The sequence below is a fragment of the Pelomonas sp. Root1237 genome (assembly GCF_001425055.1).
Classification (GTDB): domain Bacteria; phylum Pseudomonadota; class Gammaproteobacteria; order Burkholderiales; family Burkholderiaceae_C; genus Pelomonas.
On sequence record NZ_LMDK01000009.1, the window covers coordinates 25,320 to 35,407 of the forward strand.

The window sequence follows — 10,088 nt, forward strand, 5'->3', positions numbered from 1 at the left end:
CAACAAGCCCGTCATCGGGCAGGGAGAACAAGCATGAAATCCAGATTCCAGCAGCGCGCATCCGTGCTGCACGCCGTCGCGCTGGCCGCAGCGCTGATGTGCGGCGTCGCCGCCGCGACCGCCCGTGCCGAGGCATCGGCCGCGACGGCCACCGTCGCCGCAGCGCAGCCTGCCTGGGGCCATGAGCTGGTCCAGCGCAAGCCTGATCCGGCGGTGCGTTTCGGCCGCCTGCCCAATGGCTTGCGCTACGCCATCCAGCACAACGAGACGCCCAAGGACGGCGTGGCCATGCGCATGCGCATCGGCGCGGGCTCGCTGCAGGAGCGCGACGATGAGCAGGGCCTGGCCCACTTCCTGGAGCACATGGCCTTCCGCGGCAGCGCCAAGCTGCCAGACGGCGAGGTGGTGCATCTGTTGCAGCGCCAGGGCCTGAGCTTCGGCGCGGACACCAACGCCTTCACCGATTTCGAGCAGACCGTCTACCACTTCAACTTCCCCAAGGCCGACGCCGCGGCGCTGGACACGGGCCTGATGCTGTTCCGCGAGATTGGCGGGCACCTCAAGCTCGACGCCCAACTCATCGAGCAGGAGAAGGGCGTCGTGCTGTCGGAGGAGCGCACGCGCGACGTGCCCGGCATGCGCGCCTTCCTTGCCGAGCAGGCCCTGACGCTGGCCGGCACGCGCGTGGCCCAGCGCCTGCCCATCGGCCGCATCGACACCGTCCAGGCCGCCACGGCCGACAAGCTGAGGCGCTACTACCAGGCCAACTACCGGCCCGACAACGCGACCCTCATCGTCGTCGGCAACATCGACGTTGACGCCGTCGAGAAGCAGATCCGCGAGCGCTTCGCCGACTGGAAGGCGGGCGGCAAACCCGACGCCCTCGACCTCGGCGCGGCCAAGCCGACACAGCCCGCGGCCGAGTTCATCGCCGACGGCGCGCCTGACAAGCTCTCGCTGACCTGGATCAACCCGCCGGACATGCGCCCGCCCACGCTGGCCTTCGGCCGCGACGTGCTCGTGCAGCAAATGGCCGCCGGCGTGCTCAACCTGCGCCTGAGCGACCGTGCCCTCAAGCCAGGCAGCCCCTTCCTCGGCGCCTTCGGCATGGACATGCCGCGCATCTACAAGGTGACAGGCCAGGCCCAGCTGACACTGATGGCGCCGCCCGAAAAATGGGCCGAGGCCCTGGATGCCGCGACGGCCGAGCTGCGCCAGTTGCAGGCCCAGGGCGTGCAGCCGGCCGACCTGCAGCGCCTCATGCCGACCATCCGCAGCGCGCTCCAGGCCATGGTGGCCCAGGCGCCGACGCGCCAGAGCGCGGCCATCGCCGACGCGCTGGTCAACGCCGTCCACTACGAGGGCCTCTACCAGAGTGCCGAACAGGGCGTGGCCGAGGCGGAGCCGATGCTGGCGTCCATCAAGCCCGAGGAACTGACCGCCGTGCTGCGCCGCGACTTCGGTGGCCAGCCGCTGGTCTTCCGCAGTGCCAAGGCCGGCGCCGCCGGGCCGCAGGCCCTGTCTGCCCAGCTCGCCCAGGCCATGGCCCGGCCGCTGCAGGCCCAGGCCGCGCCGGTGGCCGTGACCTGGCCCTACGCCGACTTCGGCGCCCCCAGCGCCATCGTCAGCAAGACGACCGACGCCGAACTGGGCAGCACCACGCTGGCCTTTGCCAACGGCACCCGCCTGGTCATCAAGCCCACGGCACAGGAGAAGGACAAGGTCATCGTGCAGGTGCTGGTGGGCCAGGGCATGGCCGGCCTCAAGCCCGAGCAGGTGTCGGCCACCTGGACCCTGAGCATGTTCCCGCTGGGCGGCACCGGCAAGCTTTCGCTGGCAGAGGTGGCGCAGTGGCAGCAGGCCAGCGGCGTGCTGGCCGGGCTGAATCTGCAAATGGACAGCCGACGCGTGCTGCTGGTGGGCGACACCCGCCCGACCGACCTCAAGCCCCAGCTCCAACTGCTGGCCGCCTTCGTGCGCGACCCTGGCTTTCGCCCCGAGATGGGCGAGAAGCTGGCCGGCGTGGCGCCGATGATGGCCAACCAGTTCGAGACGCTGCCCGGCATCGTCTACGGCCGCGAGCTGTCCAAGGTGATGAACAACGGCGAGCCGCGGCTCGGCGGCGTGCCCACGGCGGCCGAGTTGCTGGCTGCCCGCGGCGACGATGTCGGCGCCATGCTGCGACCGGCCCTGGCCGGGGCGGCTGATGTGGTGGTCATCGGCGATGTGAGCGAGGAAGCGGCCATCGCCGCCGTACAGGCCACCTTCGGCGCCGGGCCGGCGCGCCCGCGCCTGCCGGCCGTGCCGCTCAAGGCCACGCCGCCCGCCGATGGCGGCGCGCCTCATGTGGCCCTGCACAAGGGCCGCACCGACCAGGGCATGCTCGGCTGGCACTGGTCCATGCCCGACCAGTGGACAGACACCGCCTTGTCCAACACCGGCCGGGTAGCGGCCACGCTGCTGCAGACGCGGCTGGTCGACATCGTGCGCGAGAAGCTCGGCATCACCTACTCGCCGCGCGCCAGCGGCGGCGGCGGCCTGGACATCGCCGGCCAGGGGCGTTTCAGCGCCGAGATCGAGACGCCGCCCGAGAAGTTCGACGCCTTCCGCGAGGTGCTGCGCGCCCAGCTCAAGGAGCTGGCCGCCCAGCCGGTCAGTGCCGACGAGCTGCAGCGCGCCAAGCAGCCCATGGTTGAACAAAGCCGCAAGGCGCCCGAGTACAACGGCCACTGGGCCTACTGGCTGCAGCGCATCCTCATCGAGCCGCGCATGAAGGCCATGATGCAGAGCGAGACGGCCAACCTCGAAGCCGTGACGGCCGAGCAGGTGCAGGCCTTCTTCCGCGACCGCATCGCCAAGCGGGAGCCCATTGAGGTGGCGGCGCGGGCGGGTGAGGCGGCCGGGCAGGCGGCCACGCCGGAAAGGGCCAAGTAAGCAGCAGTCATCCGGTCTGCGCGTGGTTGCAGGCGCTTCGGCGCCACGCCGTCCGGACCGTGTCGAACAAGGAGCAGGAACCATGACAGAACAGCCGCAACACACGGGGGCCTCCGCGCCCGCTCAGCCTCGTCGCGTCCTCGCAATCGTCATCGCGTTCGCGGTGATAGGCACCGGGACCTGGCTGTACAAGCGCCCGCCCCTTGCCGAGGCGCCGCTGCCGAGCCCGCAGGCGCAAGCCAGTCAGGCGGCCAGCAGCGTTGCGCCGGCCGAGCCGCCGGCCCAGGCCGCGTCGACGGCAGCCTCCGCTGCGCCGGTCCAGGCCGCAGCCGCCCGGGCTTCGGCATCGGCGCCCGACTACAGCGCCATGGCCAAGAAGGCGATGGAGCAGGCCAACTCGCCGGCTGAGGCGCTGCGCAAGGTGCAGCTGGCGCTGGGCGGCGGCACGCCCAAGGAGGTGCTGGAGGCGGCGCAGACGCTGCAGATGTGCTCGATGATGGCCGGCGCGCCTGGGGCGCTGTACGCCATGCGCGACGGCGCCAACGGCGTGCCGGAACCGCTCAAGAAGATGATGGACGTCGGGGGCGGGGTCAACAAGGTGATCGAGTCCGCCGAGGGTCAGGCGCGGCGCTGCCAGGTCTTCGACCAGGCCACCCTGGGGCGCAGCAAGGAGCTGTTCCAGCGCGCCTATGAAGGCGGGGCGGAGGGCGGGGCCTCGGCCTACCTGAACGCGCTGCAGAACCCGCTGGAGAAGGAGAAAGCCGATCCCGCGCTGATCGCGAAACTGCAGGCCGAGGTCCGCAAGGCTGCGGCGGGCGGCGATGCTGACGCGCTGCTGCACCTGGCCATGGCCACCGGCGACAGCGCCCGCGATCTGGGCGTCACGCCGGTGCAGCGTGCGGGCTACAAGGTGGCTTGGAAGACCATCCAGGATGAGAAATTTCCCGGCATCGGCATGGGTGACATCATGGAAAGGGCCATGGCGACGGCCTTCGATCGGGCCAAGTCGACCACGCCCCTGAGTGCCGCAGAACAAGCCGAGGCGGCCGCGCTCGCGCAGCAGGTGGTGGACGCCTGGCGGCGCAAGCGCAAGGGCGGGTGATGACTGCTTCGACCGTCGTGCACCGCTGGCGGCGCGCCGCGCTGGCCGCCGTGCTGCCTCCGCTCAACCCTCCCAACTCCTTCAACTCCATGAAACGAATCGCAATCGCGCTTGGCGCAGCCAGCCTCCCCGGCCTGGCATTGGCGGCCGAGATGAACCTGGTCGAGCAGGTCGCCGAGGGTGGCGCTGCCGTGCTGGTCACGCTGGGGCTGTCCATCCTGTTCGTGGCCGTGACCATCGAGCGCTTCGTGCACCTGCGCGCCCGCGCCGTGGTGCCGGCCGACCTGGTGGCGCGCGTGCAGCCGTTGTGGACGGCGGGCCGCTTCACGGAACTGGAGACGCTGCTGGCCGACGACGGCAGCACGCTGGCGCGCGTCATCGCCTTCCTGCTCGCGCATCGCCATCAGCCCTACGCAGTCGTCAGCAGTGCGGCCGGCGACATCGCCTCGATGGAACTGCGCCAGCACCAGCAAAAGGCCTATGCGCTGGCCATCGTCGCCACGGTCGCGCCCATCGTCGGCCTGCTGGGCACGGTGCTGGGCATGATCGACGCCTTCCATGTGATCGCCTTCTCCGAAGGCATGGGCAACCCGGCGCTGCTGGCGGGCGGCATCTCGAAGGCGCTGGTCAACACCGCCGCGGGCTTGACGGTGGCCCTGCCGGCGCTGGGCATGCACCACTTCTTCAAGCACCGCCTGGCGACGCTCGGCCTGGCGCTGGAGCGGCAGATCAACGCGCTGATCAACCAGCGCTTCCTGCCCGCGCCGGAAACGCCGGCACTGCGGGTGGTGCAGCATGCGCATTGACCTGGGCGAGGACGAAGCACCGGAGATCGGCTTGATCGCGCTGATCGACTGCATCTTCTTCCTGCTGATGTTCTTCATGGTGGCGACCTCGTTCAAGCAGCCCGTCGGCGAGAGACCGCAGAAGGAGCTGCCCATCACGCTGCCGGCCGCGCAGATGAGCCTGGACCGCGTGGGCGCTGGTGCGCCGCCGCTGACGATTGGCGTGGACAAGCAGGGCAAGCTGTATGTCGACGGCAGCGCGGTATCTGTGCAGGGCCTGCACGACCGCCTCAAGCAGGAGGCGGCGAGCAACCCGGGCCGCCCCATCCGCATCGACGGCGACGAGATGGCGCGTTATCAGGCCATCGTGCACGTGCTGGACCTGTGCCAGTTCGAAGGCTTCACCAAGATTTCCATGCACACCCGTCAATGAGCTGGGAACCCCGCCGTTCACCGCTGCTGTCCCTGCTCGTGGCAGCCGCCACGCAGGTGGTGCGCCGGCCCTATCTGTCGCTTTCCGTGGCCGCGCATGCCGCGCTGCTGGGGTGGCTGTACTACTTCGGCAGCTATCAGCTGGAACTGCGCGAGCAGGAAGCCGAAGTCGCATCCAGCCTGCGCGCCACCGGCCAGGCCAGCACGGCCAAGCGCCTGCAAGACCTGCAGACCATCAAGCAGCTGATGGAGAAATCGGCAGCCATTGATCCAGAGCCGGGCCTGCCCCCTGCGGTGCCGCAAACGCCGCAGGAAATGGTGGAACAGGCGCGTGAGCTGTCCAAGGCCATCGACGCGCTCGACAAGGAAATCAAGGCCGAGGAGCTGGCCCAACTGACCGGCGTGCCCAAGCCGCCACCAGCGGCCGAGCCGCCACCGGCTGCGGCGCCGCAGGCGCCCGTCGCGCAAACCACGGCGGCCAGCAATAACGCTGCGCCCGAGTCCAAGGAGCCCGTCGCGTCGGAAAAGCCTTCGCAGCAGCTTGGGGCCAAGGCGAACGAGGCTCAGGCTGACGCAGGCAAGGCGGGCGAAGGCAAGGCGGGCGGCAGTACGCCAGCGCCCGTCACGCAGGAGATGGCGGACAGCGAAGTCGCCGCGCTTGAAGCCAAGGCGCGAGCCACGCTGGCCAAACGTCAGCAGCGCCTGGAGGCCAAGGCGAACGGCGTGCAGGTCGAAGGCGGCAAGCCTGGCTCGGGCGGGGATGGCACTGGCGGTCGCCCCGGCGCACCGTCCGTCAAGGGCGGCGGGTCGGATACGTCGGTTCACGCCGAGATCAGCAACTTCATCGCTGCGGACGCCCGCACCGAACACGCGACATCATCGAAAAGATACTGGGGCACCGACTTCTTCGACCATGGCAAGGCCCAGGTCCCGCCCGTCGATGCGGCCGGTCTCGTGCGCGGACAAGGGCGCGTGCTCGGCCAGGGCGGGGAGTACGCGAACCGGGTCTACCTGAACAGCTGGTATGTCATCGGGCCTTTCCCCGGCCGCCATGAGGGTGGCCTGTTCGACAACCCGACCTACCCGCCCGAGAAGGCGGTGCTGTTGGACGCCGTCTACTACGGCAAGGACAAGCGCCTGCTCAAGTGGCGCTACGTGACCGCGCAAAGCTATCCGTTCGTGCCGCCCGACCAGGTCGAAGATTCGGTTTACTACGGCTACACCGAGGTGTTCGTCGACGAAGCCCAGGACCTGATCGCTTGGATAGGGGCCGATGACGACGTCCAGATCTACCTGAACGACCGCATGGTGTGGAAGGGCGGCAACGCCAACAAGGCGACGTATTTCGACACCATCTTCAACGGCGGCCCGAGCTATCTGCGCGACTACAACCGCACCGAAGGCAAGCGCCTCCTGCACTTCAACAAGGGCCGCAACAAACTCTTCTTCAAGCTGTCCAACGGCCCGAATGCGTCATTCCTGTCCATGGTGCTGACGCGTTCGGAATCGCGTTGATAGCTGCGCTCAGTTCGTCGATAGGGTCTTCTCCAATTGCATCGGTCTGACCAATTTCTGCAAAATCGCCTGACTAAGGCGCGAATTTTCTTATTGGTATTACCGGTATTTTGCGCAACCGCTCGCGCCACCAGCACCGTACGGTCCGGCCGCGGCTCACCAGCCGACCAAGCCTTCACGTCCGGAAAACCCATGAAACTCCAGAGCACCCTGCTGTCCCTCGCGCTGTCGCTGGCCGCACTGAGTCCCCTGGCCGCCCAAGCCCGGAGCGCCGACGGCCGCACGGATTGGCCCGGCGCCGGGCAGCCCCATGTCGGCGCCACTGCGGCCGATAGCCCGCGCCAGCGCACCCGCATCGACGATGGCTGGCGCTTCGCGCTGGGCCACGCGTCGGACCCGGCGCAGGACTTCGACCACGCCATACGGCCGTTCTTCTTCGGCAAGGCTGGTTACGGCGACGGCCCTGCCGCAGCCGACTTCGAGGACCGGCCATGGCGCCGCGTCGACCTGCCGCATGACTGGGCCGTGGAGCTGCCATTCAGCCCACGCGGCAGTACGCAGCACGGCATGAAGGCCATCGGCCGCGGCTTCCCCGAGAACAGCGTCGGCTGGTACCGGCGTGAGCTGGCAGTTCCCCAGTCGGCGCGCGGCCAGCGCATTGCGCTCGAGTTCGACGGCGTGTTCCGCGACAGCGTCGTCTGGGTCAACGGCCACTATCTGCGCCGCGAGGCCAGCGGCTATTCGGGCTTCCAGGTCGACATCAGCGACTACCTGAACTTTGGCGGGCGCAACGTCGTCGCGGTGCGCGTGGACGCCACCACGCCGGAGGGCTGGTGGTACGAAGGCGCGGGCATCTACCGCCATGTGTGGCTGACGCAGACCGGGCCGCTGCACGTGGCGCCGCAAGGCAGCTTCGTGCGCGCCACGGTCAACGGCGACCGCGCCGAGGTGGCCGTCGACACCACCGTGCGCAACAGCGGCGAGGCGGCCGAGTCCTTCAGCCTGGAGCACGAGCTGCGCGACCCGGCCGGCCGCGTCGTCGCCCGCACCAGCGTGCCGGCCGGCCGCGTTGCCGCTGACGCCAGCCTGGAGGTGACGGCCCAACTGAGCGTCAAGGCGCCGCAGCTGTGGTCGCTGGAGACGCCGCAGCGCTACACGCTGACGACCGTGGTCAAGCGCGGCGCCGAGGTCGTCGACCGCGTTGACACGCCCTTCGGCATTCGCACCCTCCACTTCGACGCCAACGAGGGCTTCTTCCTCAATGGGCGCCACGTCAAGCTGCACGGCGTCAACAACCACCAGGACCACGCCGGCATCGGCGTCGCGTTGCCCAACGGCATGCACGACGCGCGGCTGAAGATGCTCAAAGGCATGGGCGTCAACGCCATCCGCTCGGCCCACAACCCGGCCACGCCGGAGCTGCTGGAGGCCTGCGACCGCTTGGGGATGCTCGTCATCGACGAGCACCGCATGATGGGCACGGCGCCGCAGATCCGCGACGAACTGGAACGCATGGTGCGCCGTGGACGCAATCATCCGTCGGTCATTCTCTGGTCGGTCGGCAATGAGGAATGGGCCATTGAGAACAGCGAGATCGGCACCCGCCTGACGCGGCAGATGCAGGCCATCGTGCGCCGCCTGGACCCGACGCGGCCGGTGACGCAGGCCGCCTCCAGCTCGGGCCAAGCCGAAGGCACGTCGGTCGGCTCGGACGTCATCGGCTTCAACTACAAGGGCCAGCACGACATCGACGCGATGCACCGGCGCTTTCCCGATCGGCCCATGCTCGTCACCGAGGAGGCCGCGACTCATGCCACGCGCGGCGTCTATGCCAACGATCCGGCCCGTGCCCACATCGCCGCCTACGACAAACGCACGGGCACCCGCACCTCTTCCATCGAGGAAGGCTGGCGCTTCAATGCCGAGCGCCCCTTCCTTGCTGGCATGTTCGTCTGGACCGGCTTCGACTACCGCGGCGAGCCCTCGCCCTTCGGCTGGCCCGCCGTCTCGTCGCAGTTCGGCATGCTGGACACGACCGGCGCGCTGAAGGACAGCGGCCAGTACCTGAAGGCTGCGTGGACCGCCGAGCCCATGGTGCATGTGCTGCCGCACTGGAACTGGCCGGGTCGAGAAGGCCAGCCTGTCGATGTGCGCGTCTACGCCAACACCGACGAGGTCGAGTTGCTGCTGAACGGCCGTTCGCTCGGCCGCAAGGCGCTGGAGCGCTACGGCCACCTGCAATGGGCCGTGCCCTATGCGCCGGGCAGCCTGACGGCACGCGGCTATCGGGCCGGTCAGCTCGTCACCACGCAGACCGTGGCCACCACGGGCGACGGCACTGCGGTGCGGCTGACGGTGGACCGCGCGCGGCTGCGCGCCGGCAGCGACGATGTCGCGCTGGTCACCGTGAACGTCGTCGACCGCGAGGGCCGTGTCGTTCCGACCGCCGGGCACCGCGTCGCGTTCGAAGCCAGCGGGCCGGTACGGCTCATCGGCATGGGCAACGGCGACCCCGGCTCCCACGAGGCCGACCGGCCGGCCGAACTGCACCGCTACGCTGCCGCTACGCACTGGCGACACCACAGCATCGCTCGACCCGAGGAGGCGGCCGCGCTGATGGGCGGGACCGCCCAGACCGGAGGCCCCGGCTGGCGCGACCCCTTCGCATGGGTTCCACCCGACCAGCGGCCCGCCGACAGCGCCTGGAACATGGTGCAGGCCACCATCACGCGCACGGCGCCCGCCGGCGAACGCCAGGTGCTGCTCCTCGGCGAGGTCGCACCAGGCGTGCAGTTCCTTCTGGACGGCCGCCCAGTCGCGCTGCGGCAGGAGGCCGGCATGGCGGCCATCGACCTCGACCCGACCGCAGGGCCCGAGGCCACGCTGACCGCCGTTTTCCCGACGCCAGCCAGTGGCACGCGCGCGCTGTTCGACGGCGCGCAGGGCGGCCGCCGCTGGGCCACGCTGCGTACCACCACACCAGCCGCACCTTGGCAGCGCAGCGTGTTCAACGGCCATGCACAGGTGATCCTGCAGTCCACCGGCAAGACCGGGGACAGCGGCCGCGCCACGCTGCGCGCCGTCAGTGAGGGCCTTGCCCCAGCTGCGACGGTGATCGAGATCTTCTGAACGCCGATAAAGCCTTCCAGGCTGCCAGACAACAGCCGAACGCCACAAAAGAACATGACAACGCCATCTCACGACCCCGCCCCAACCACGACTGAAACCGGACAGCAGCAGCAATGGCGGCGGGGGGTCAACGGCTATGCGCTGACCATTGCGGTGATCGTCCATCTCATCCTGCTGGCGGCGGTGCTGAT

Annotated in this window: 6 protein-coding genes; all 6 read left to right on the forward strand. The window is 69.4% G+C overall.

Annotated elements, in window-relative coordinates; all coding sequences use genetic code 11:
* Window positions 1-33 precede the first annotated feature (33 nt).
* The 6 genes from ASC91_RS07730 (at window position 34) to galA (ending at window position 9,897) form a co-directional block, all read left to right on the forward strand.
* Window positions 34-2,934: a pitrilysin family protein gene (locus ASC91_RS07730; protein ID WP_056194714.1), complete on the forward strand. Its 2,901-nt coding sequence runs from the start codon at window positions 34-36 to the stop codon at window positions 2,932-2,934.
* Between the two features lie 82 nt (window positions 2,935-3,016).
* Complete coding sequence (locus tag ASC91_RS07735; protein WP_157281297.1) at window positions 3,017-4,036, forward strand: hypothetical protein; 1,020 nt, start codon at window positions 3,017-3,019, stop codon at window positions 4,034-4,036.
* The gene (locus ASC91_RS07740) at window positions 4,036-4,842 is read left to right on the forward strand and encodes a MotA/TolQ/ExbB proton channel family protein (protein WP_056194719.1); all 807 of its coding nucleotides are present in this window, start codon (window positions 4,036-4,038) and stop codon (window positions 4,840-4,842) included. Before ASC91_RS07735 ends, ASC91_RS07740 begins: the two co-directional genes overlap by 1 nt.
* Complete coding sequence (locus ASC91_RS07745) at window positions 4,832-5,254, forward strand: biopolymer transporter ExbD (protein ID WP_056194722.1); 423 nt, start codon at window positions 4,832-4,834, stop codon at window positions 5,252-5,254. The genes ASC91_RS07740 and ASC91_RS07745 overlap by 11 nt, the downstream gene beginning before the upstream one ends.
* Window positions 5,251-6,768 carry a hypothetical protein gene (locus tag ASC91_RS07750; RefSeq protein ID WP_056194725.1) on the forward strand — a complete coding sequence of 506 codons (1,518 nt, stop codon included), beginning with the start codon at window positions 5,251-5,253 and terminating at the stop codon, window positions 6,766-6,768. The genes ASC91_RS07745 and ASC91_RS07750 overlap by 4 nt, the downstream gene beginning before the upstream one ends.
* A gap of 192 nt (window positions 6,769-6,960) precedes the next feature.
* The gene (gene galA / locus ASC91_RS07755) at window positions 6,961-9,897 is read left to right on the forward strand and encodes a beta-galactosidase GalA (protein WP_056194727.1); all 2,937 of its coding nucleotides are present in this window, start codon (window positions 6,961-6,963) and stop codon (window positions 9,895-9,897) included.
* The last annotated feature ends 191 nt before the right edge of the window (window positions 9,898-10,088 follow it).